The 21,530-nt window shown below is 67.7% G+C and carries 24 protein-coding genes and 1 pseudogene; 23 read left to right on the plus strand and 2 right to left on the minus strand.

Annotation, left to right across the window (positions count from 1 at the left end; genetic code table 11):
- Positions 1-93: 93 nt before the first annotated feature.
- Positions 94-681: a mycofactocin system transcriptional regulator gene (gene mftR / locus ABDW21_RS07135; protein WP_343601345.1), complete on the minus strand. Its 588-nt coding sequence runs from the start codon at positions 679-681 to the stop codon at positions 94-96.
- Positions 682-782: 101 nt separating this feature from the next.
- On the opposite strand from mftR, the gene mftA reads away from it, so the two are divergent.
- The 7 genes from mftA (at position 783) to mftG (ending at position 7,400) form a co-directional block, all read left to right on the plus strand.
- On the plus strand, positions 783-1,013 hold the full coding sequence (gene mftA / locus ABDW21_RS07140) for a mycofactocin precursor MftA (protein ID WP_343601337.1): 231 nt from the start codon (positions 783-785) through the stop codon (positions 1,011-1,013).
- Positions 998-1,309 carry a mycofactocin biosynthesis chaperone MftB gene (gene mftB / locus ABDW21_RS07145; protein WP_343601339.1) on the plus strand — a complete coding sequence of 104 codons (312 nt, stop codon included), beginning with the start codon at positions 998-1,000 and terminating at the stop codon, positions 1,307-1,309. The genes mftA and mftB overlap by 16 nt, the downstream gene beginning before the upstream one ends.
- Positions 1,306-2,475, plus strand: a complete 1,170-nt coding sequence (gene mftC, locus ABDW21_RS07150; protein ID WP_343601340.1) for a mycofactocin radical SAM maturase — start codon at positions 1,306-1,308, stop codon at positions 2,473-2,475. Before mftB ends, mftC begins: the two co-directional genes overlap by 4 nt.
- Before the next feature lie 2 nt (positions 2,476-2,477).
- On the plus strand, positions 2,478-3,692 hold the full coding sequence (gene mftD / locus ABDW21_RS07155) for a pre-mycofactocin synthase MftD (RefSeq protein WP_343601341.1): 1,215 nt from the start codon (positions 2,478-2,480) through the stop codon (positions 3,690-3,692).
- A 103-nt stretch (positions 3,693-3,795) separates the two neighbouring features.
- Positions 3,796-4,548: a mycofactocin biosynthesis peptidyl-dipeptidase MftE gene (gene mftE / locus ABDW21_RS07160; RefSeq protein WP_343601342.1), complete on the plus strand. Its 753-nt coding sequence runs from the start codon at positions 3,796-3,798 to the stop codon at positions 4,546-4,548.
- Positions 4,545-5,957 carry a mycofactocin biosynthesis glycosyltransferase MftF gene (gene mftF, locus ABDW21_RS07165; protein WP_343710239.1) on the plus strand — a complete coding sequence of 471 codons (1,413 nt, stop codon included), beginning with the start codon at positions 4,545-4,547 and terminating at the stop codon, positions 5,955-5,957. The genes mftE and mftF overlap by 4 nt, the downstream gene beginning before the upstream one ends.
- Positions 5,958-5,960: 3 nt before the next feature.
- Positions 5,961-7,400 (plus strand): mycofactocin system GMC family oxidoreductase MftG, encoded by a 1,440-nt coding sequence (mftG, locus tag ABDW21_RS07170; RefSeq protein WP_343601346.1) that lies wholly within the window; start codon positions 5,961-5,963, stop codon positions 7,398-7,400.
- Between the two features lie 18 nt (positions 7,401-7,418).
- On the opposite strand, the gene ABDW21_RS07175 is transcribed toward mftG, so the two are convergent.
- Positions 7,419-8,669: a cytochrome P450 gene (locus ABDW21_RS07175; protein ID WP_343602163.1), complete on the minus strand. Its 1,251-nt coding sequence runs from the start codon at positions 8,667-8,669 to the stop codon at positions 7,419-7,421.
- Between the two features lie 99 nt (positions 8,670-8,768).
- On the opposite strand from ABDW21_RS07175, the gene ABDW21_RS07180 reads away from it, so the two are divergent.
- The 16 genes and pseudogenes from ABDW21_RS07180 to ABDW21_RS07255 form a co-directional block, all read left to right on the plus strand.
- Positions 8,769-10,388, plus strand: coding sequence for a carboxylesterase family protein (locus tag ABDW21_RS07180; protein WP_343602166.1), 1,620 nt, complete (start codon positions 8,769-8,771; stop codon positions 10,386-10,388).
- Positions 10,389-10,769: 381 nt separating this feature from the next.
- The gene (rpsJ, locus tag ABDW21_RS07185; protein WP_003403578.1) at positions 10,770-11,075 is read left to right on the plus strand and encodes a 30S ribosomal protein S10; all 306 of its coding nucleotides are present in this window, start codon (positions 10,770-10,772) and stop codon (positions 11,073-11,075) included.
- A gap of 14 nt (positions 11,076-11,089) precedes the next feature.
- A complete protein-coding gene (gene rplC / locus ABDW21_RS07190) occupies positions 11,090-11,743 on the plus strand; it encodes a 50S ribosomal protein L3 (protein ID WP_343602159.1) in 654 nt (217 codons plus the stop codon).
- The gene (gene rplD, locus ABDW21_RS07195) at positions 11,743-12,408 is read left to right on the plus strand and encodes a 50S ribosomal protein L4 (RefSeq protein ID WP_343602157.1); all 666 of its coding nucleotides are present in this window, start codon (positions 11,743-11,745) and stop codon (positions 12,406-12,408) included. The genes rplC and rplD overlap by 1 nt, the downstream gene beginning before the upstream one ends.
- Positions 12,408-12,710, plus strand: coding sequence for a 50S ribosomal protein L23 (rplW, locus tag ABDW21_RS07200; RefSeq protein WP_343602155.1), 303 nt, complete (start codon positions 12,408-12,410; stop codon positions 12,708-12,710). The genes rplD and rplW overlap by 1 nt, the downstream gene beginning before the upstream one ends.
- A 41-nt stretch (positions 12,711-12,751) precedes the next feature.
- Positions 12,752-13,594 (plus strand): 50S ribosomal protein L2, encoded by an 843-nt coding sequence (rplB, locus tag ABDW21_RS07205; protein WP_343602154.1) that lies wholly within the window; start codon positions 12,752-12,754, stop codon positions 13,592-13,594.
- Positions 13,595-13,615: 21 nt separating this feature from the next.
- Complete coding sequence (gene rpsS, locus ABDW21_RS07210; RefSeq protein WP_010908582.1) at positions 13,616-13,897, plus strand: 30S ribosomal protein S19; 282 nt, start codon at positions 13,616-13,618, stop codon at positions 13,895-13,897.
- Complete coding sequence (rplV, locus tag ABDW21_RS07215) at positions 13,894-14,475, plus strand: 50S ribosomal protein L22 (protein WP_343710240.1); 582 nt, start codon at positions 13,894-13,896, stop codon at positions 14,473-14,475. Before rpsS ends, rplV begins: the two co-directional genes overlap by 4 nt.
- The gene (gene rpsC, locus ABDW21_RS07220) at positions 14,475-15,374 is read left to right on the plus strand and encodes a 30S ribosomal protein S3 (RefSeq protein WP_343710241.1); all 900 of its coding nucleotides are present in this window, start codon (positions 14,475-14,477) and stop codon (positions 15,372-15,374) included. Before rplV ends, rpsC begins: the two co-directional genes overlap by 1 nt.
- A gap of 3 nt (positions 15,375-15,377) precedes the next feature.
- A complete protein-coding gene (gene rplP, locus ABDW21_RS07225) occupies positions 15,378-15,794 on the plus strand; it encodes a 50S ribosomal protein L16 (protein WP_343602143.1) in 417 nt (138 codons plus the stop codon).
- Positions 15,794-16,027, plus strand: a complete 234-nt coding sequence (rpmC, locus tag ABDW21_RS07230) for a 50S ribosomal protein L29 (RefSeq protein WP_343710242.1) — start codon at positions 15,794-15,796, stop codon at positions 16,025-16,027. The genes rplP and rpmC overlap by 1 nt, the downstream gene beginning before the upstream one ends.
- Positions 16,024-16,401 (plus strand): 30S ribosomal protein S17, encoded by a 378-nt coding sequence (gene rpsQ, locus ABDW21_RS07235; protein WP_343602165.1) that lies wholly within the window; start codon positions 16,024-16,026, stop codon positions 16,399-16,401. Before rpmC ends, rpsQ begins: the two co-directional genes overlap by 4 nt.
- Before the next feature lie 91 nt (positions 16,402-16,492).
- The gene (locus ABDW21_RS07240) at positions 16,493-18,853 is read left to right on the plus strand and encodes an arylsulfatase (RefSeq protein ID WP_343710243.1); all 2,361 of its coding nucleotides are present in this window, start codon (positions 16,493-16,495) and stop codon (positions 18,851-18,853) included.
- Positions 18,846-19,208 (plus strand): hypothetical protein, encoded by a 363-nt coding sequence (locus ABDW21_RS07245; protein ID WP_343710244.1) that lies wholly within the window; start codon positions 18,846-18,848, stop codon positions 19,206-19,208. Before ABDW21_RS07240 ends, ABDW21_RS07245 begins: the two co-directional genes overlap by 8 nt.
- 5 nt (positions 19,209-19,213) lie before the next feature.
- On the plus strand, positions 19,214-20,098 hold the full coding sequence (locus tag ABDW21_RS07250; RefSeq protein ID WP_343710245.1) for a formylglycine-generating enzyme family protein: 885 nt from the start codon (positions 19,214-19,216) through the stop codon (positions 20,096-20,098).
- Between the two features lie 959 nt (positions 20,099-21,057).
- A pseudogene (locus ABDW21_RS07255) lies at positions 21,058-21,435 on the plus strand (transposase); the annotation flags it as partial.
- Positions 21,436-21,530: the final 95 nt, after the last annotated feature.

Here is a 21,530-nt window from a genome sequence, read left to right on the forward strand (position 1 = left end):
CGTCCGACTCCGGCGTAACGCCGATCAGACACGCACGCTCGCCGGGGGAGGCCGGGATCCGCGCAGGCCCGACCCGGGACCGCGGCAGCCGATTCAGCGGTCCAGACCCGCGCGGACGGCGTCGAACGCAGCCCCGAGCGCCTGCGGCAAGGATGCGGACTCGTCGTCCAGCCAATGCTCGTAGGCGCTCAACGCGACTCCCAACATCATCCAGGCGAGCGTCTGCGGCAGCAGGTCAGCGGTTGTTGTGCCGCAGCGCCGTGCCACAAACTCCGCGATCACCGCGCGCCAGCCGGCATACATCGTCATCGAATAGGCTTGCAGCTCTTCGGTTTGCAGGATGACCCGCATCCGCTGACGATGCCGGGCGGTCTCGGACTCGTCGAAAGTGTTGAACGCCAACAATGCTGCGCGCAGCGCGTCACCGAGCGGAACGAGCGGGTCGACAGCGTCGAGCAATTCCCGCAGATGCTGCAGGTGAGCGTCGAAGTCGCCCCACGGGATCGCGTTCTTGGACGCGTAGTAGCGGAACAGGGTCCGGCGGGCGATGCCCGCGGCCTGCGCGACATCGTCGACGCTGACCTGGGCGAAGCCGCGGGCGGCAAACAACTCGAGGGCCACGTCGGTGATCTGGTGCGGCGTCGTGGTGCGACGCCGGCCCGCCCGCGCCTGCTGCACCAAAACCCCGCCCTTCCGTTGTGGCACTCGATGCCATATTCTGACCAAGATTGTGACCGGGCCGACACCCGATTGTCGAGCCCCCGAGCAGAAAGGCAACCCCCATGGAGCCCAATCAGCAGATCGACACCGACACCGAGCTTGTCACCCAGACCCCGGTCACCCAGACCCCGGCGACCCAGACCCCGGTGACCCAGACCCCGGTGACCCAGACCCCGGCGACCCAGACCCCGGTGACCCAGATCCCGGTGACCCAGACCCTGGTGACCCAGACCCTGGTGACCCAGACCCTGGTGGAAGAGGTCTCCATCGACGGCATGTGCGGGGTCTACTGACCGTGGCCGCCCCGGCGGCAGCCGTCTTCGACCCCGACGTGGGCTGGCAGTTGCACCCGCAGGTGGCGGTGCGACCCGAAACGTTCGGGGCGCTGTTGTATCACTTCGGCACGCGCAAGTTGTCGTTTCTGAAGAACCGCACCATGCTCGCCGTCCTGCAGTCGCTGGCCGACCACCCCGACGTGCGGAGCGCCTGCCGGGCCGCCGGCGTCGACGACGCGGCCCAGCGTCCCTACCTGCACGCGCTGAGTGTGCTGGCGGGCTCACACATGCTGGTGCCCAGGGAGGGTCGATGACGCTACCTCGCCTCGTCGAGCAGTTCGAACGCGGCCTGGACGCGCCGATCTGTCTCACCTGGGAGCTCACCTACGCGTGCAACCTGGCGTGCGTGCACTGTCTGTCGTCGTCGGGCCGACGCGATCCACGGGAGCTGTCCACCGGCCAGTGCAAGGACGTCATCGACGAACTGGAACGCATGCAAGTGTTCTACGTCAACATTGGTGGCGGGGAACCGACTGTGCGGCCGGACTTTTGGGAGCTGGTCGACTACGCGACCGCACATCACGTCGGGGTGAAATTCTCCACCAACGGGGTGCGGATCACTCCCGAGGTGGCTGTCCGGTTGGCGGCCAGCGACTACGTCGACGTGCAGATCTCGCTGGACGGCGCGACCCCCGCCGTCAACGACGCGGTCCGGGGTGCCGGGTCCTACGCCATGGCGATACGCGCACTGGAGAATCTGGCGGCGGCCGGCTTCGGTGACGCCAAGATCTCGGTGGTGGTCACCCGCCACAACGTCCATCAGCTCGACGAATTCGCCGCGTTGTCAGACAGTTACGGTGCTACGTTGCGGATCACCCGGTTGCGGCCGTCGGGCCGCGGGGCCCAGGTGTGGGACGAGCTGCACCCGACCGCCGACCAGCAGGTCCGGCTCTACGAGTGGCTGGTCGCCAAGGGTGAGCGCGTGCTGACCGGTGACTCCTTCTTCCACCTGTCGCCGCTGGGTGGACCCGACGCGCTGGCCGGGCTGAACATGTGCGGAGCCGGCCGGGTGGTATGTCTGATCGACCCGGTGGGCGACGTGTATGCCTGCCCGTTCGCCATCCACGACCGCTTCCTTGCCGGAAACGTGTTGTCCGACGGTGGTTTCGACAACGTCTGGAAGCACGCCCCGTTGTTCCGCGAGCTGCGCGAGCCGCAGTCGGCGGGCGCCTGCCGCAGCTGTGACCACTACGACAGCTGCCGGGGCGGCTGCATGGCGGCCAAGTTCTTCACCGGCCTGCCGCTCGACGGCCCCGATCCGGAGTGCGTGCGCGGCTACGGCGCCCCGGCGCTGGCACGCGAGCGCGAGAAGCCGCAGCCCGCGGCCGACCACTCGCACCGGCGGCGGGCCGGCGGGCCGGTGCCCCTGACGCTGTCCAGGCGTCCGCCGCGGCGGCTGTGCAGCGAAAGCCCGGTCTAGCCATGAATGCCTGGTTCGAGACAGTCGCCGTCGCGCAGCAGCGGGCAAAGCGCCGGCTGCCCAAGTCCGTGTACGCCGCGCTGATCGCGGCCAGCGAGAAAGGGCTGACCGTCTCCGATAACGTCGCGGCGTTCAGCGAGCTGGGCTTCGCGCCGCACGTCGTGGGCGTTGCCGATAACCGCAATTTGTCGACAACGGTTATGGGACAACATATTTCGCTCCCGGTGCTCATCTCGCCCACCGGTGTGCAGGCGGTCGACCCGGATGGCGAGGTGGCGGTCGCGCGCGCGGCGGCGGCGCGAGGCACCGCGATGGGCCTGTCGTCGTTCGCCAGCAAGCCGATCGAAGAGGTCATCGCCGCCAACAGCAAACTGTTCTTCCAGGTGTACTGGCTGGGCGGGCGGCACACGATCGCCGAGCGGGTGGAGCGGGCCCGCCGGGCCGGCGCCGTCGGACTGATCGTCACCACCGACTGGACGTTCTCGCACGGCCGGGACTGGGGCAGCCCCAGGATTCCGGAGCAGATGAACCTGCGGGCCATCCTGCGGCTGTCGCCGGAGGCGATCACCCGACCCGGGTGGTTGTGGAAGTTCGCCAAGACGCTACGCCCACCGGACCTGCGGGTGCCCAACCAGGTGCCGCGCGGCCAGACCGGCCCGACGTTCTTCGCCGCCTACGGCGAGTGGATGTCGACCCCGCCGCCGACCTGGGCGGACATCGCCTGGCTGCGCGAGCTGTGGGGCGGGCCGTTCATGCTCAAAGGCGTCATCCGCGTCGACGACGCGAAAAGAGCCGTGGATGCCGGTGTTTCGGCGATCTCGGTATCCAATCACGGCGGCAACAACCTGGACGGCACGCCGGCGACGATTCGCGCGCTGCCCGCCGTGGCCGAGGCGGTCGGCGACCAGGTGGAGGTGCTGCTCGACGGTGGCATCCGGCGCGGTAGTGATGTCGTCAAGGCGCTGGCTCTGGGGGCGCGTGCGGTGATGATCGGCCGGGCGTACCTGTGGGGCCTGGCAGCCGCCGGGCAGGCGGGGGTGGAGAACGTTCTCGACATCCTGCGCGGCGGCATCGATTCTGCGCTCATGGGTCTCGGGCGGGCATCGGTCCACGACCTCTGCGCAGACGACCTTGTCATTCCACCGGGGTTTGCCCGGGTGCTCGGAACCCCGACGACGTCGTCAGGCCCGGGACCGCATTCCGTTACCAATGGGTAGCGTGATACTCACGTTACTGACGTGGCCCAGATAGACGAGCGTGACCACACGGCAGGGGCCCGGAAAAAAATTATCCAGAGAGCCAACACTCTATGCACGCCAGGTGAATTCGTCTTACCATCAGCGGGTGGCTTTCGCCGGCGAACTCGGATGCGCAACATCGAGGCAGCTTGACGACACGTCGCCGGCGCTCATCATCCCGGTCGGCTCCACCGAACAGCATGGCCCCCATCTGCCGCTGGACACCGATACCCGGATCGCGACGGCCGTCGCCCGGGGGCTCGCCGGCCGCCTCGCCCGGGCGAACGGGGCCGCGGAGCGCAACTGGATGGTGGCGCCGGCCATCGCCTACGGCGACAGCGGCGAGCACCAGAGCTTCCCGGGCACGATCTCCATCGGCAGCCGCGCCCTGGCCACGCTGCTGGTGGAGTACGGCCGGTCGGCCACCTGCTGGGCCTCGCGGTTGCTTTTCGTCAACGCACACGGCGGCAACGTCGCAGCGCTGAACCGCGCTAGCCGGACCCTGCGGTCCGAAGGGCGCGACGTGGCATGGTGCGGCTGCACCGTCGTGGGCGCCGACGCACATGCCGGACACACCGAAACGTCGTTACTGCTGTACATTTCGCCGACTGATGTCACGGCGGACCGGTGGTGTGCCGGCAACGGTGAACCACTGACCGAGCTGCTGCCGGCGATGCGCCGCGGCGGAGTCGCGGCGGTCAGCGCGGTCGGCGTGCTGGGGGACCCGACGACGGCAACCACCGCCGAGGGGGAGCGGATTCTGACGGAGATGATCGGTGGGTGCCTGCGTCGGGTCACGCGCTGGAATCCAGGTGTGGACGGGATGCTGGCATGAGCCGGACCCAGCTGCCGGACGGGTTTGCTGTCCAGGTCGACCGGCGGGTCCGTGTCCTCGGCCAGGGCGCGGCGTTGCTGGGCGGATCTCCGACCCGGCTGTTGCGGCTGGCGCCCGCGGCCCAGGTGATGCTCGCCGATGGTCGCCTGGAAGTTCGCGACGCCGTCAGCGCCGAGCTCGCGCGCACTCTGCTCGACGCGACGGTGGCTCACCCCCGGCCTGCCGGCGGCCCGTCCTACACCGACGTCACCGTGGTGATTCCGGTGCGCGACAACACTCTTGCGTTGCAACGGTTGGTGGCGTCGTTGCGTGGACTGCGCATCATCGTCGTCGACGACGGCTCGTCGACACCAGTCCAGCCCGAGGACCTGGCCGGGAACCTGTGTGACATCCAGGTGCTGCGCCATTCCGTGAGTCGCGGACCCGCGGCCGCCCGCAATACCGGATTAGCCTCGTGCTCGACGAATTTCGTCGCGTTCATGGATTCCGACGTGGTCCCACGCCGGGGTTGGCTGGAGGCCTTGCTGGGTCACTTCTGTGACCCGACGGTCGCGCTGGTCGCCCCGCGCATCGTGGGGTTGTCCCAGGACGATCATGTGCTGGCGCGGTACGAGGCACTGCGCTCGTCGCTGGATCTGGGGGACCGTGAGGCGCCGGTCCTGCCCTACAGCACGGTGTCGTTCGTTCCCAGCGCCGCGATCGTCTGCCGCACGTCGACGCTGCACGCGATCAGTGGTTTCGACGAGACACTGCAGTCCGGTGAGGATGTGGACCTGTGCTGGCGGCTGCTCGAATCCGGCTCGCGGCTGCGCTACGAGCCAATTGCGTTGGTAGCACACGACCATCGAACCGAACTACGCGATTGGATCGCGCGCAAGGCCTTCTACGGCGGCTCGGCCGCGCCGCTGTCGGCGCGCCATCCGGACAAGACGGCGCCGCTGGTGATCTCCGGCTGGACGCTGACAGCGTGGATCCTGATGGCCGTCGGGTCGGGCCTGGGCTATCTGGCTTCGCTGCTGGTCGCCGCACTGACCGGCCGTCGAATCGCCCGGACGCTGCACGGCGAGGGCACCCGGTTCTGGGACGTCGTGGTGGTCGCGGCCCGCGGATTGTGGTCGGCGGGGCTACAGCTGGCCGAGGCGTTATGTCGACACTACTGGCCGGTGGCGCTGCTCGCGGCGATCGTGTCCCGGCACTGTCGTCATGTGGTGGTGATCGCCGCCGTCGCTGAGGGCGTGGTGGATTGGGCACGCCGCAGAGGGGCCAGCGCGGACGACTGCAAACCTATCGGGCTGATGACCTATCTGGTACTGCGGCGGCTCGACGACCTGGCTTACGGTGCCGGGCTGTGGCGCGGTGTGGTCCGGGAACGCAATATCGGGCCACTCAAACCGCAGATTCGGATCTGACCCCTGTCCGCGGTTGCCCGACATCCCGATGTGCTGATCATCGGCGCGGGCAGCGCCGGATCCGTTCTCGCAGAGCGGCTATCCGCCGATCCCGGCTGCGCCGTGACAGTGCTGGAGGCCGGTCCCGGCCTGAGCGACGCGGCTCTGCTGGCGTTGAGCGCCAACGGGCTGGCCTTGCCCATCGGGGTCGACAGCCCGCTGGTTGCGCGGTACGCGGCACAACTGACGGACCACCCGGTCCGGCGGGTGTCGATCATGCGAGGCGCGACGGTCGGTGGATCGGGTGCGGTCAACGGCGGCTACTTCTGCCGCGGGGTGCCCGCCGACTTCGGGTGGGCGCCGGGCTGGGCGTCCGAAGACGTGATCGGGCACTATCGCGCGATAGAGGCCGACCTGGACTTCACGACGCCCGCCCACGGCGTCAGCGGGCCGATACCGGTTCGCCGGGTCGCCGAAATGTGTCGACTCAGCGAAACCTTCGTGACTTACGCTCAGCGCGCGGGCGTTTCGTGGATCAGCGACCTCAACGACGCCGGTCCGACACTGCCGTCAGGGGTGGGAGCAGTGCCGCTCAACATCATCGACGGAGTGCGGACCAGTTCTGCTGCGGCCTTTCTGCTTCCGGCGCTCGGCCGCCCGAACCTCACGCTGCTCACCCGGACGCGCGCAGTCCGGGTGCGTTTTTCGGTTAGTCGGGCCGTCGGTGTCGAGGCGATCGGCCCGGACGGTCCTGTAACGCTTTCAGCGGATCGAATTGTGTTGTCTGCCGGCGCGATCGAATCAGCACACGTGCTGATGCTGTCAGGGATCGGAGATGAGGGAACGCTGCACAGTGTGGGCGTGGAGACGGTCTCGGCGTTGCCGGTCGGGATGGCGTGCAGCGACCATCCGGAGTGGGTGTTGCCGGCAACGTGGCCGGCCGAGACGGGTCGGCCACCGCTCGAGGTTGTAATGAGCACATCCGACGGCATCGAGATAAGGCCGTACACTGCTGGTTTCGGGGTGATGGCCGGCGAAGCGGCTGCCGAACCGCCGGACTGGCCGCATATAGGGGTGGCTCTGATGCGGCCGCGGGCGCGTGGCCGCATCACCCTGGCATCCGCCGATCCCGCGATGCCGCCGCGGATCGAGCACCACTACGACAGTCAACCCGACGATCTGTCCGCCCTCCAGCAGGGCTGCGACGTGGTGTGTGAATTAGTCGGCAGCGCAATAGGAGCCGCGAAACCGTCATGGTCGACCTCGCAACATCTGTGTGGCAGCGCCCCGATGGGCGACGAGCGAGATCCGCTCGCCGTCGTGGACAACCGTTGCCGCGTTCACGGACTGGAGGGACTCTGGGTCATCGACGGGTCGATCCTGCCGACGGTCACCAGCCGTGGTCCGCATGCGACGATCGTGATGCTCGCGCACCGGGCTGCCGAGTTTGTGCGCACGGGCTAGTCCGACATTGCGGGAAGATCAGCGCAGCCGGTATCGGATCGGCAGGTGCTTGAGGCCGCCGACGAAGACGGTCGAGACAAGTTCTGGATCACCGCTCAGCTCAATAGATTTCAGCCGCGGCAGCAGTTCGCTGAAGAAGCTGTTCACTTCCATTCGGGCCAGTGCCGCACCCAGGCAGAAATGCACTCCGTAGCCGAATGCCAAGTGCTTGTTGGGATCACGGCCCACGTCGAAGCGGAACGGTTCGTCGAACACCTCCTCGTCCCGGTTGGCCGAGACGTAGGACAAATACACCGACTCACCCTTGCTGACGGGCACTCCGCGGACCCTGGTGTCGGCGGTGGCGGTGCGCATGAATTCCTTTACCGGGGTCACCCAGCGAATCATCTCTTCGGTGGCAAGCGGCATCAGGTCGAGGTTGTCGCTCAGTCGCTGCCGCTGGTCGGGGTTTTCGATCAGCGCCCGCAGTCCGCCGGAGATGGTGGCGCTGGTGGTGTCGTGACCCGCCGTGGCGATGATCACGTAGTAGGACACGGTGTCGACGTCGGAGAGCGGCTCGCCGTCGATGCGGGCGTTGGCAATCGCCGACGCCAGGTCCTCGGTCGGATGCTCACGCCGGGCGGCGCTGATGGCGTTGAAGTAGCCGAAAAAGTCGAACAGCACCTGAAGTTGTTCTTCCGGGGTTGTGCCGCGCCGGAACTCGGTGTCGTCGCCGCCGAAGAGCTCCTGGGTGAGGCGCAGCATCCGGGGAAAGTCCGATTCCGGCAGGCCCAGCAGGGACAGGATGACGTAGAGCGGGTAGTTGACGGCCACCTCCTGCACGAAGTCGCATTCGGGGCCCACGTCCAGCATCTTGTCGACGTAGATCCGTGCCAGCTCGTCGACGCGGACCTTCAGGGCCCGCATCGCCTTGGGGCGGAACCAGTCCGCGCCGATCGCCCGCACCACCCGGTGCTGCGGGTCGTCCATGTGGATCAGGGTGCGCAACCCCATCCCGGCGTCCAGCTGGGCGCGCGCGACGTCGTCGTTCTCCGCCGTCTGGAGCAGCGGTCGAGGCTCGTTGATCCACAGCTCGTTGTCGCGCTCGATGTCCATGATGTCGGCATGCTTGGTGATCGCCCAGAACGGTCGGTACGGCGGGCAGTCGACCAGCGACACCGGCGCATGGGTGCGCAGGTGGGTCAGGGCAGCATGTAGCCGCGGCTCGTCGGCGTACGCGGTCGGGTCAGCGAACACCGTGGCGGCCTGGTCGACGATTGGCGTGCTCATGAGACTCCTCTGGCTGTTGGCCGATACCTTTCGAGTGTCGGTGATGCCGGATCGCCGAGGAAGGGTTTTGATGGATCCGTGCGCTTGATTCTGGTGTCGATGCGGTCGGTCCGACGCCGATGCGCGCGTGCCGTGCTGGTGACGGCCGCGGTGGTGGCTGCGGGCTGCGGGCAGGGCAGCGGCGCAACGCCGCAACCGGTGTACGCAGGCCCGCTCGATGCGGCCATCGTGCGCACCTCGTCGGGGCTGGTGCGTGGAGAGGTTGCTGCGGATTACCGTCTTTTCCAGGGTATTCCGTACGCCACACCGCCTGTGGGCGCACTGCGGTGGCAGGCGCCCCGGCCTGCGGCGCGATGGTCGGGCCTGCTGGACGCCAGTAAACCGGGGCCGCAGTGCACGCAGGAATCCGCGCGCGACTCTCGTGCCGGCAAACCGAGCAGCGAGGACTGCCTCACCCTGAACGTGTGGACGCCGTCGGTCGGACCGCTGGGCGAGAAGCGCCCGGTGATGGTGTGGATCCACGGCGGTGGCTTCGTGAACGGCAGCGGCGACGTCTACCACGCGCGCAGGCTGGCCGCCGACGGCCGGATCGTCGTCGTCACCATCAACTATCGGCTGGGTGCGTTGGGCTTTCTGGCGCATCCCGCGCTGGGCCGGGCCGACGACGCCGGTAACTACGGGCTGGCCGACCAGCAGGCCGCGCTGCGCTGGGTGCGGGACAACATCGCCGACTTCGGCGGCGACCCGGGCAGGGTGACCGTCGCCGGCGAGTCGGCGGGCGGCATGTCGGTGTGTGACCACCTGGTGGCGCCGGGATCGGCGGGGCTCTTCCGCGCCGCAATCATTCAGAGCGGGCCATGTCAGGCCCAGGTCGACGTGGCGACCGCGCGGCGTCGCAGTCTGGACTACGCGGCCTCGGTGGGCTGCGGGGGTGGGGCCACCGCCGCCGTCTGCCTCCGTGCGCTGCCGGCCACCACGCTGGCCCGTCCGCCCTGGTACGCCCACATCGGTGACTCCGACGCGCTGTCCGGCCCGGCCACCGGGTCGGTGGTGCTGCCGGGCGCGCCGACGGCGGCCTTCGCCGCGGGCCAGGGCCGTCGCGTCCCGGTGCTCGTCGGCGTCAACCACGACGAGTTCACCATGTTCGCGGCGCTGCGGTACCGAAGGCTGGGCCGGGGCGTCACGCCCGCCGAATATCCGCGGGTGCTCAACGACGTCTTCGGTTCTGACGGCCGGGTGGTGCTGGCACACTACCCCCCTGGCCGCTACGGCGGCGACGTGTCACTGGCCTATTCCGCCGCGCTCACCGACGGTGCGTTCGCCTGTGTCGCCGACCGGATGGCCGGCTTCTTGGCGCGGCACGCGCCGGTATACGCCTACGAGTTCGACGATCCACACGCCCCTGCTCCAGACCCGTTGCGGCAAGCACCTTTTCCGGTTGGAGCGAGCCACTCGCTGGAACTGCGCTATCTCTTCGACGTGGGTGGCGCGCCGCCGTTGGATGCGGCGCAGCGGGCGCTGTCCGACCAGATGATCGCCTATTGGAGCCGCTTTGTGACGGTCGGGGCGCCGGCGGCGGCAGGCCAGCCCGACTGGCCCGCCCTCGACGGTGATCACGGCCCGTTGATGTCGTTGCGACCCGACGGCAGCAGGCTCGTCACCGGCTATGCGGAGTCGCACCAGTGCCCGTTCTGGGCAACCCTGAAGGGCCGGCCGTGAGCCGTCACGTGCTTCGTGGGCTCTCGTGACCAACGGGGCTGATGTTGCCTGACGAGCCACCCGGCGGGAATTTGGCCGACGCCATGATCTAGGGCATACTGTGCAGGTTGCCCTGCGCCGGGTTCGCGCCTGGCCGGGCATACGACCGGCGCCCGGACGGGCGCGTCCGGTCCCCACCTCGGAGCGCGACGAAAGTTGGTCGCGGCTGAGGTTGCGTGCGGGCGACACGCCCGACCGCGGGGGCCGGTGGACCACGACAGGTAAAGAGCGTCGTAACGTCCGGCGCGATGCCAGTCGGCCCAGGCCGATCGGTGCGCGGCCGAACACCGGGCCCCGACAGGAACACCGGGCCCGGCAGGTGGAGAGCGAGGTAGCAGAAGCGTGGCGGGACAGAAGATCCGCATCAGGCTCAAGGCCTACGACCACGAGGCCATTGACGCCTCCGCGCGCAAGATCGTCGAGACGGTTGTGCGGACCGGGGCCAGCGTGGTGGGTCCGGTGCCGTTGCCGACCGAGAAGAACGTCTACTGCGTCATCCGCTCCCCGCACAAGTACAAGGACTCGCGGGAGCACTTCGAGATGCGCACGCACAAGCGGCTCATCGACATCATCGATCCGACACCGAAGACCGTTGACGCTCTGATGCGCATCGACCTGCCGGCCAGCGTCGACGTCAACATCCAATAGGAGATCGGCGAACAATGGCGAGAAAGGGCATCCTGGGCACCAAGCTGGGCATGACGCAGGTGTTCGACGAGAACAACCGCGTGGTCCCGGTGACGGTGGTCAAGGCCGGGCCGAACGTGGTGACCCGGATCCGGACCCCCGAGCATGACGGCTACAGCGCCGTGCAGCTGGCGTACGGCGAGATCAGTCCCCGCAAGGTCAACAAACCGCTGAGCGGTCAGTACGCCGCCGCGGGTGTCAACCCGCGCCGGCACCTGGCGGAGTTGCGTCTCGACGATGCCGAGGCCGCAGCGCAGTACGAGGTGGGGCAGGAGCTGACCGCCGAGATCTTCTCCGCCGGAAGCTACGTCGACGTGACCGGCACCTCCAAGGGTAAAGGCTTCGCCGGCACCATGAAGCGGCACGGATTCCGCGGACAGGGTGCCAGCCACGGCGCGCAGGCGGTGCATCGCCGTCCGGGTTCCATCGGCGGCTGCGCCACCCCGGCGCGGGTGTTCAAAGGCACGCGGATGGCCGGCCGGATGGGCAACGACCGGGTGACCACGCAGAACCTGTTGGTGCACAAGGTCGATGCCGAAAACGGCGTGCTGCTGATCAAGGGCGCTGTTCCCGGCCGCACCGGGGGACTCGTGATGGTCCGCAGTGCGATCAAACGAGGTGAGAAGTGATGCCAGACCAGAAGGTCCTGGAGATTCCGGTCAAGACGCCGGCCGGAACGGCGGAGGGCTCCGTCGAGCTTCCGGCCGAACTGTTCGACGCGCCGGCCAACATCGCCCTGATGCACCAGGTGGTCGTCGCCCAGCTGGCCGCGGCTCGGCAGGGCACGCACTCGACCAAGACCCGCGGCGATGTCCGTGGCGGTGGCCGTAAGCCCTACCGGCAGAAGGGCACCGGGCGGGCACGGCAGGGCTCGACGCGGGCCCCGCAGTTCACCGGCGGCGGCATCGTGCACGGTCCCAAGCCGCGCGACTACAGCCAGCGCACACCGAAGAAGATGATCGCGGCCGCCCTGCGCGGTGCGCTGTCGGATCGGGCGCGCAACGGGCGCATCCACGCGGTCACCGAACTGGTGTCGGGTCAGACCCCGTCCACCAAGAGCGCCAAGGCTTTTCTGGGCACGCTGACCGACCGCAAGCAGGTGCTGGTGGTGATCGGCCGCAGCGATGAGGCCAGCGCCAAGAGCGCCCGCAACCTGCCGGGCGTACACGTGCTGACTCCCGACCAGCTCAACACCTACGACGTGCTGCGCGCCGACGACGTGGTGTTCTCCGTCGAGGCGCTCGGTGCCTACATCGGCGCCAACAGCAAGACCGATCAGGAGGTTCGCACCTGATGGCGACCGTCACCGACCCCCGCGACATCATCTTGGCCCCGGTTATCTCGGAGAAGTCCTACGGCCTGATCGACGACAACGTCTACACGTTCCTGGTGCGTCCCGACTCGAACAAGACGCAGATCAAGATCGCAGTCGAGAAGATCTTCTCGGTCAAGGTGGCGGCGGTGAACACCGCGAACCGTCAGGGTAAGCGCAAGCGCACCCGGACCGGATTCGGCCGGCGCAAGAGCACCAAGCGCGCCATCGTGACCCTGGCGCCCGGCAGCAAGCCGATCGACCTGTTCGGGGCACCGGCCTAGCCGAGAATAGACCGGCCTAGCCGAGAATAGGAAGACACGACATGGGAATTCGCAAGTACAAGCCGACCACTCCGGGCCGTCGCGGGGCCAGCGTCGCCGATTTCGCCGAGATCACGCGTTCGGCTCCGGAGAAGTCGTTGGTGCGTCCGCTGCACGGCCGTGGTGGGCGCAATGCGCACGGCCGAATCACCACCCGCCACCAGGGTGGCGGGCACAAGCGCGCCTATCGGGTGATCGACTTCCGCCGCAACGACAAAGACGGCGTCAACGCGAAAGTCGCGCACATCGAGTACGACCCCAACCGTACGGCGCGGATCGCGCTGCTTCACTATCTCGACGGTGAGAAGCGATACATCATTGCGCCACAAGGCCTCTCGCAAGGTGACGTGGTGGAGTCGGGCCCGAACGCGGACATCAAGCCGGGCAATAACCTTCCGCTGCGGAACATCCCGGCCGGTACCTTGATCCACGCCGTCGAGCTGCGGCCGGGTGGCGGGGCCAAGCTGGCCCGGTCGGCCGGGTCGAGCATCCAGTTGCTCGGCAAGGAGGGCGCGTACGCGTCGCTGCGAATGCCCAGCGGTGAGATCCGCCGGGTCGACGTGCGCTGCCGCGCCACCGTGGGCGAGGTCGGCAACGCCGAGCAGGCCAACATCAACTGGGGCAAGGCCGGCCGGATGCGCTGGAAGGGCAAACGCCCGTCGGTTCGCGGTGTGGTGATGAACCCGGTGGACCACCCGCACGGCGGCGGTGAGGGCAAGACCTCCGGTGGGCGCCACCCGGTCAGCCCGTGGGGCAAGCCCGAGGGTCGCACCCGCAAGCGGCACAAGCCCAGCGACAAGCTCATCGTCCGACGCCGGCGCACCGGCAAAAAGCACGGGCGCTAGGAAGTCCAGGAGTAGACAACGATGCCACGCAGCCTGAAGAAGGGTCCGTTCGTCGACGACCATCTGCTCAAGAAGGTCGACGTGCAGAACGAGAAGAACACCAAACAGGTCATCAAGACCTGGTCGCGGCGGTCGACGATCATTCCTGACTTCATCGGTCACACGTTCGCCGTCCACGACGGACGCAAGCACGTGCCGGTGTTCGTCACCGAGGCGATGGTGGGGCACAAGCTCGGTGAGTTCGCGCCCACCCGAACGTTCAAAGGACACATCAAGGACGACCGGAAGGCCAAGCGGCGATGACGAGGCCTGGAAGGGCTACCGAGACTGCTGAATTCCCCTCGGCGGTGGCCGTAGCGCGGTTCGTGCGGGTGTCGCCGACCAAGGCGCGGCGGGTGATCAACCTGGTGCGCGGCAAGCCTGTCGCCGAAGCGCTTGACATCCTGCGATGGACGCCGCAGGCCGCCAGCGTGCCGGTCGCGAAGGTGATCGCCAGCGCGGCGGCCAACGCCCAGAACAACGACGGGCTTGATCCGGCAACCCTGGTTATCGCGTCGGTGTTCGCCGACGACGGCCCCACCGCCAAGCGGATCCGGCCGCGTGCCCAGGGCCGTGCGTTCCGAATCCGCAGGCGCACCAGCCACATCACCGTGGTGGTGGAAAGCCGACCGGTGCGCGACCAGCGATTGGCGGCATCGTCTCGGGCGCGCCGTGCGCAGGCCAGCAAGGCTGCGGCCGAGAAAGCGTCGGCGAAGAAGGCGACCGCGACCAAGGCGCCGGCGAAGAAGGTGGCCGCGGCCAAGTCACCAGCGGCCAAGTCACCAGCGGCCAAGTCCACCGAGGCTTCCGAGACGTCAGCAGCGAAGGGAGGCTCGCGGTAGTGGGCCAGAAGATCAATCCGCACGGCTTCCGGCTGGGAATCACCACCGACTGGAAGTCGCGCTGGTACGCCGACAAGCAGTACGCCGAGTACGTCAAGGAGGATGTCGCGATCCGGCGGCTGCTGTCCACCGGCCTGGAGCGCGCCGGAATCGCCGACGTCGAGATCGAACGTACCCGCGACCGGGTTCGGGTCGACATCCACACCGCGCGGCCGGGCATCGTCATCGGCCGCCGCGGAACGGAAGCCGACCGCATCCGCGCCGACCTGGAGAAGCTGACAGGCAAGCAGGTCCAGCTCAACATCTTGGAAGTGAAAAACCCGGAATCGCAAGCACAATTGGTGGCACAGGGCGTGGCCGAACAACTGAGCAACCGGGTGGCATTCCGGCGCGCGATGCGCAAGGCCATCCAGTCGGCGATGCGTCAGGCAGGTGTCAAGGGCATCCGGGTGCAGTGCTCGGGCCGCCTCGGCGGTGCGGAGATGAGCCGCTCGGAGTTCTATCGTGAAGGCCGCGTGCCGCTGCACACACTGCGGGCCGACATCGACTACGGCCTTTACGAGGCCAAAACCACGTTCGGGCGCATCGGCGTCAAGGTGTGGATCTACAAGGGTGACATCGTCGGCGGCAAACGCGAACTGGCGGCCCCCACCGGGGCGAGCGGCGAGCGGCCACGCCGTGATCGGCCGTCGGGCACCCGCCCGCGCCGCAGCGGTGCCGCCGGCACGACGGCGACCAGCACCGATGCCGGGCGGGCCGCCGCGGGCGGTGACGAGGCCGTCACCACTCCACCGACCGATCAGCCGGCCCCGGACACGCAGAGCACGGCCCCGGACACGCAGAGCACGGCCCCGGACACGCAGAGCACGGCCCCGGACACGCAGATCACGGAGAGTTGAGTCATGTTGATTCCCCGCAAGGTCAAGCACCGCAAGCAGCATCATCCGCGCCAGCGCGGCATCGCCAGCGGTGGCACGTCGGTGACTTTCGGTGACTACGGCATCCAGGCTCTCGAACACGCCTACGTCACCAACCGGCAGATCGAGTCCGCCCGTATCGCCATCAACCGGCACATCAAGCGCGGCGGCAAGGTGTGGATCAACGTCTTCCCGGACCGGCCGCTGACCAAGAAGCCGGCTGAGACCCGCATGGGTTCGGGTAAGGGGTCACCGGAATGGTGGGTGGTCAACGTCAAGCCGGGCCGGGTGCTCTTCGAACTCAGTTACCCCAACGAGTCGATTGCGCGTGCGGCGCTGACCCGAGCAATCCACAAGCTGCCGATCAAGGCACGCATCGTGACCCGAGAGGAGCAGTTCTGATGGCAGTGGGAGTTTCTGCTGGCGAACTGCGCGAGCTCACCGGGGAGGAGCTGGTCCAGCGGCTGCGGGAATCCAAGGAGGAGCTGTTCAACTTGCGTTTCCAGACGGCGACCGGACAGCTGAACAACAATCGGCGACTCCGCGCGGTGCGTCAGGAAATCGCGCGCGTGTACACCGTCCTGCGGGAACGTGAACTCGGCCTGGCGTCCGGGCCTGAGGGGGAGGAATTATAATGCCAGAGGCGAAGACCCCGGCGAAGAAGGCCGTTGCCGCGGCCACCAAGGCCGCCGCAAAAGAGGCTGACCCCAAAGAGCCGAAAGTGAAGGGCACCAAGCACACTGCGCGGACCCCGCAGCCGCGGGGGCGGCGCAAAACTCGCATCGGCTACGTCGTCAGCGACAAGATGCAGAAGACGATCGTCGTCGAGCTGGAGGACCGGGTGCGCCACCCGCTCTACGGCAAGATCATCCGCACCACCAAGAAGGTGAAGGCGCACGACGAGAACAGCATTGCCGGGATCGGCGACCGGGTCTCGCTGATGGAGACGCGCCCGCTGTCGGCGACCAAGCACTGGCGGCTCGTGGACATCCTGGAGAAAGCCAAGTAGCCGTCGCTGCTCGGTTGCCTTGAAGACACCAGTCGGGTGTAGTCCCCACGCCACGCGATACGCACGTCTGTACCAGGAGGCGAGGCCGGCGGTGGTGGCTCAGTCGCAGGAATTCACGGGCAAGATCGAGCTCGACATTCGCGATTCCGAACCGGATTGGGGCCCGTACGCGGCGCCGACGGCGCCGGACAATGCGCCCAACGTCCTGTATCTGGTCTGGGACGACGTCGGCATCGCGACATGGGATTGCTTCGGCGGCTTGGTCGACATGCCGGCCATGACCCGGATCGCCGATCGGGGCGTGCGGTTGACCCAGTTTCACACCACGGCGCTGTGCTCGCCGACGCGGGCTTCGCTGTTGACCGGCCGCAACGCCACCACCGTGGGTATGGCCACCATCGAGGAGTTCACCGACGGCTTTCCCAACTGCAACGGGCGGATTCCGGCCGACACCGCACTGCTCTCGGAGGTGCTGGCCGAACGCGGCTACAACACTTACTGCGTCGGCAAGTGGCATCTCACGCCGCTGGAAGAGTCCAACCTGGCGTCGACCAAGCGCAACTGGCCGCTGTCCCGCGGCTTCGAACGCTTCTACGGGTTCATGGGCGGTGAGACCGACCAGTGGTACCCCGACCTGGTCTACGACAACCATCCGGTCGCCCCGCCCGGCACGCCCGAGGACGGGTATCACCTGTCAAAAGACCTCGCCGACAAGACCATCGAATTCATTCGTGACGCCAAAGTCATCGCGCCCGACAAGCCGTGGTTCGCCTACGTGTGCCCCGGCGCGGGGCATGCACCGCACCATGTCTTCACCGAGTGGGCGGACAAGTACGCCGGGCGTTTCGACATGGGCTACGAGCGCTACCGCGACCTCGTGCTGGAGCGGCAGAAGTCGATGGGCATTGTGCCGGCGGACACCGAATTGTCACCGGTGAACCCGTATCTGGACGTCCAAGGCCCGTCTGGGGAGTCGTGGCCATTGCAGGACACCGTGCGGCCTTGGGATTCGCTCGGTGACGACGAGAAGAAGCTGTTCTGCCGGATGGCCGAGGTGTTCGCCGGTTTCCTCAGCTACACCGATGCCCAGATCGGCCGGATCCTTGACTACCTCGAGGAATCCGGGCAACTGGACAACACCCTCGTCGTGGTGATCTCCGACAACGGCGCCAGCGGTGAGGGCGGGCCCGACGGCTCGGTCAACGAGACCAAGTTCTTCAACGGCTACATCGACACGACCGAGGAGAGCCTGAAATTCCTGGACCGCCTCGGTGGGCCGCAGACCTACAACCACTACCCGATCGGCTGGGCGATGGCATTCAACACGCCCTACAAGTTGTTCAAGCGCTACGCCTCGCACGAGGGCGGGATCGCCGACACCGCGATCATCTCTTGGCCCAACGGTGTTTCCGCGCACGGAGAAGTCCGCGACAACTACGTCAACGTCTGCGACATCACTCCTACCGTCTACGACCTGTTGGGCATCACACCGCCGGAGACCGTCAAAGGAATCGCGCAGAAACCGCTGGATGGTGTGAGTTTCAAAGCGGCGCTTGCTGATCCGGCCTCCGACACCGGCAAGCACACCCAGTTCTACACCATGCTGGGTACGCGGGGGATCTGGCACGATGGCTGGTTCGCCAACACCGTCCACGCCGCCACACCGTCGGGGTGGTCGCACTTCGACGTCGACCGCTGGGAACTGTTCCACATCGCCGCCGACCGCAGCCAGTGCCATGACCTGGCCGCCGAACATCCCGACAAGCTCGAGGAACTCAAGGCGCTGTGGTTTGCCGAGGCCGCCAAGTACAACGGGCTGCCGCTGGCCGACCTCAACATCATGGAGACCATTGCCCGCTGGCGTCCGTACCTGGTCGGCGAGCGGTCCACGTTCACCTACTACCCGGACGGCGCCGAGGTGGGGATAGGTGCCGGCGTCGAACTGCGCGGCCAGTCGTTCTCGGTGCTGGCCGAGGTGACGGTGGACACCGCCGGCGCCAAGGGGGTGCTGTTCAAGCAGGGCGGCGCGCACGGGGGGCACGTCTTGTTCATCGCGGACGGTCGGCTGCATTACGTGTACAACTTCCTGGGCGAGCAGGAGCAGTCGCTGTCGTCATCCGGTCCGGTTCCGTTGGGCCGGCACCTGTTCGGGGTCCGCTACACCCGGGCGGGCACGTTACCGAACAGTCACACCCCGCTCGGTGAGGCGACGCTCCACATCGATGACGAGCCCGTTGCAACACTGTCGGAGATGACGACCCAACCCGGAACTTTCGGATTGGCCGGCGCCACGATCAGTGTCGGGCGCAACGGCGGGTCAGCGGTGTCGAGCCGCTACAAGGCGCCGTTCGCGTTCACCGGCGGCACCATCGCGCACGTTACCGTCGACATCTCGGGCGCACCGTATGAGGACTTGGAAAGAGATCTGGCCCTCGCGTTTTCACGTGACTGACCTTTCTTTGAAGTTGTTCTGCATGGTGTTAGCCACGGCCCGAGCGTCCGCGCTTTTTGTTCCGGGTGCGACAGATCCGGCGCAGGCAGCGCCGCGGATCACCGTGGCGGTGCTGGTCGGCTGGACCGCCGCTCCCGGTGACGGCGACATGGCGCTCAGACTGAGCGGACCCGACGACATGACGGCCGTGGTCGCCATTGCCGCGACGACCCGCGACCCCGGCGCGGACTTCGCCGACCGCGTCACCCATAGTCGGACCAACACCGGCATTTACTTGGTCACCATCCACCTGGAGGGACCTGTCGGCGCCGCGAAAACGGCGCTCGTGCACGACTTCGCGATCGTCATATCCTGAAAGCCGTGCTGACCGAGCTGGTCGAGCTCCCCGGCGGAGCCTTTCGCATGGGTTCGACGAGTTTTTACCCCGAAGAAGCGCCGATCCACACCGCGACGGTAGGCGCCTTCGCGGTGGAACGCCACCCGGTCACCAATGCCCAGTTCGCCGAATTCGTCGCTGCCACAGGCTATGTCACGCTCGGCGAGCAACCGATCGACCCCGCGCTGTATACCGGAGCCGACCCTGCCGACCTCGTCCCGGGTGCGCTGGTGTTCCGCCCGACGACCGGTCCGGTCGACTTGCGTGACTGGCGGCAGTGGTGGCACTGGGTCGCGGGCGCGAGCTGGCGACACCCATTCGGGCCGGGCAGCGACCTCGGCGGCAAGGACGAACACCCCGTCGTGCAGGTGGCCCATCCCGACGCCGCGGCGTACGCCCGATGGGCCGGGCGGCGCCTCCCCACCGAGGCCGAGTGGGAATTCGCGGCCCGCGGCGGAACTGGCACGACCTTCTCATGGGGCGACGAGGAGAAACCCGGCGGGCAGCTGATGGCCAACACCTGGCAGGGCCGCTTCCCCCACCGCAACCATGGCGCCCGCGGCTGGAGAGGAACCTCGCCGGTCGGGGCGTTTCCGCCGAACGGATTCGGGCTGCTCGACATGATCGGCAACGTGTGGGAGTGGACGGCCACCGAATTCTCTGCACATCACCGACCGAATCAGTCACCGAAGGCCTGCTGCGCGCCATCCCGACCCGCTGATCCGGCGGTCAACCAGACGCTGAAAGGCGGCTCACACCTGTGTGCGCCCGAGTATTGCCGCCGCTACCGGCCGGCGGCGCGGTCACCGCAGTCCCAGGACACCGCGACCACCCACATCGGGTTCCGCTGCGTCGTCGGCCGTGCCTAGCTCGAGCCCGGCTCGGGGATGCCAAGCAACTGTCCGGCGCCGGCGGCGGCACGCGCGCCGGCGCCGTCCCGAACAGGCCCCTGATGTCTGTGCCCAGGTAGGCGTTGCAATCCACGGTCAAACCCGCGATGGCTGAGCTGTCGGTGAACTGCCACGCGGCCGGGTAATGCCCCCGCAGGGCGCCCATGCCGCACCCGCAGTGCCGCCAGAGTTCGCATGGATCGTCGAGGCGTAGCCGGAACCGTCCGGGTACGTGGAGGACACGAGCGCATTGCATAGGCCGGACAGGTTGCCGCGGCCCACCTGGCTCCAGTACGACCGTGGGTAATAGCCCAACTGCAGGGTAACGCCGGCGGCGGTGAACGCGTGTCGGCGGCCACGGCTGTCAGGTTCGACAGGCCGCCGCTGTTTTCCTCCCTGTCGAGCATCGCCAGCGTGCCCACGTTGTTGGCGTTCCAGGTGTGCGCCTGCGATGCAGGCTGGTTGGTCGTCACGTAGTGGTGGCCGATGAGAGGGAAGTTGTTCTGCCGGCACCGGTGCCGGACTGTCCCCTCTTCGTTGGCGTGGTGCACAACACCGGAGAACTGCGGGCGGCGATCGCCCACCCAGGCAACGCGGGTCGAACACCGCGGCCGATCACATCGCGGTCATCGGCGCGGCGATCACGGCGATCCTGGAGAGGTGGCGGCGCAGTGGCTGCGCAATCTGCTGATCACCATCGACGGGGCGGGCTGCCACGCTGTGCTCGAGCAACTACGCAAACTGAACGCCCGCCTGGGCGGGTCGGTGGCCTACTCGGCCGGGTTCGACCTCGACGAGCGGGCCCGGGTCGCGATCGGGCAGATGCCCGCGTCCGGGTGGCTGGTGGTGCTGGATGCGGCCGGGCACCGCCCGCGTGGACGCGTAGCTGGCCGAGCTGACCGGGCTGCTGCGCGAAGGCGCCGACGGCGACCGGCTGGCCGGCCGACATGCGCATCCTGGTGCGCCGCGAAGAGATCGACGAAGGCCGCCAGCTGTCACTGTTCGAGCAGACAAGCGGCTACCGGTACCAGCTCCTCGCGACCAACACCGCAGGCGGACAGCCCGATCGCCTCGAAGCCCGCCACCGGGTGCACGCCCGGGTGGAGGGGTTCATCCGCTGCGGCAAGGACACCGGCCTGGCCCGCTGGCTATCGCACTCGTTTGCCATCAACACCGCCTGGGTCACCGCCGTCGCCGTCGGCATCGACCTGCTGTGCTGGATGCGGCTGTTGCTCCTCGACCGCCCGCTGGCCAAAGCCGAACCGGCGACACTGCGCTACCGGCTGCTGCACGCCGCGGCCCGCCTGGTCAAATGATCCCGCTACCTGATCCTGTGGGTCCCCCAAACCTAGCCCCGTTTTCCGCATAGTTGGTGGTCAATGGTTGAGTTGTTGAATCATGTTGTGGAGCT

The organism is Mycobacterium sp., from assembly GCF_039583805.1.
Taxonomy (GTDB): Bacteria; Actinomycetota; Actinomycetes; order Mycobacteriales; family Mycobacteriaceae; genus Mycobacterium.

What these genes read in the sequence shown, in the direction of transcription:
- mftA (WP_343601337.1), top strand. Translation starts at nt 783, where the DNA reads ATGGAGCCCAATCAGCAGATCGACACCGACACCGAGCTTGTCACCCAG.
- mftC (WP_343601340.1), top strand. Translation starts at nt 1,306, where the DNA reads ATGACGCTACCTCGCCTCGTCGAGCAGTTCGAACGCGGCCTGGACGCG.
- mftD (WP_343601341.1), top strand. Translation starts at nt 2,478, where the DNA reads ATGAATGCCTGGTTCGAGACAGTCGCCGTCGCGCAGCAGCGGGCAAAG.
- mftF (WP_343710239.1), top strand. Translation starts at nt 4,545, where the DNA reads ATGAGCCGGACCCAGCTGCCGGACGGGTTTGCTGTCCAGGTCGACCGG.
- ABDW21_RS07175 (WP_343602163.1), bottom strand. Translation starts at nt 8,669, where the DNA reads ATGAGCACGCCAATCGTCGACCAGGCCGCCACGGTGTTCGCTGACCCG.
- ABDW21_RS07180 (WP_343602166.1), top strand. Translation starts at nt 8,769, where the DNA reads ATGCGGTCGGTCCGACGCCGATGCGCGCGTGCCGTGCTGGTGACGGCC.
- rplC (WP_343602159.1), top strand. Translation starts at nt 11,090, where the DNA reads ATGGCGAGAAAGGGCATCCTGGGCACCAAGCTGGGCATGACGCAGGTG.
- rplD (WP_343602157.1), top strand. Translation starts at nt 11,743, where the DNA reads ATGCCAGACCAGAAGGTCCTGGAGATTCCGGTCAAGACGCCGGCCGGA.
- rplW (WP_343602155.1), top strand. Translation starts at nt 12,408, where the DNA reads ATGGCGACCGTCACCGACCCCCGCGACATCATCTTGGCCCCGGTTATC.
- rplB (WP_343602154.1), top strand. Translation starts at nt 12,752, where the DNA reads ATGGGAATTCGCAAGTACAAGCCGACCACTCCGGGCCGTCGCGGGGCC.
- rpsS (WP_010908582.1), top strand. Translation starts at nt 13,616, where the DNA reads ATGCCACGCAGCCTGAAGAAGGGTCCGTTCGTCGACGACCATCTGCTC.
- rplV (WP_343710240.1), top strand. Translation starts at nt 13,894, where the DNA reads ATGACGAGGCCTGGAAGGGCTACCGAGACTGCTGAATTCCCCTCGGCG.
- rplP (WP_343602143.1), top strand. Translation starts at nt 15,378, where the DNA reads ATGTTGATTCCCCGCAAGGTCAAGCACCGCAAGCAGCATCATCCGCGC.
- rpmC (WP_343710242.1), top strand. Translation starts at nt 15,794, where the DNA reads ATGGCAGTGGGAGTTTCTGCTGGCGAACTGCGCGAGCTCACCGGGGAG.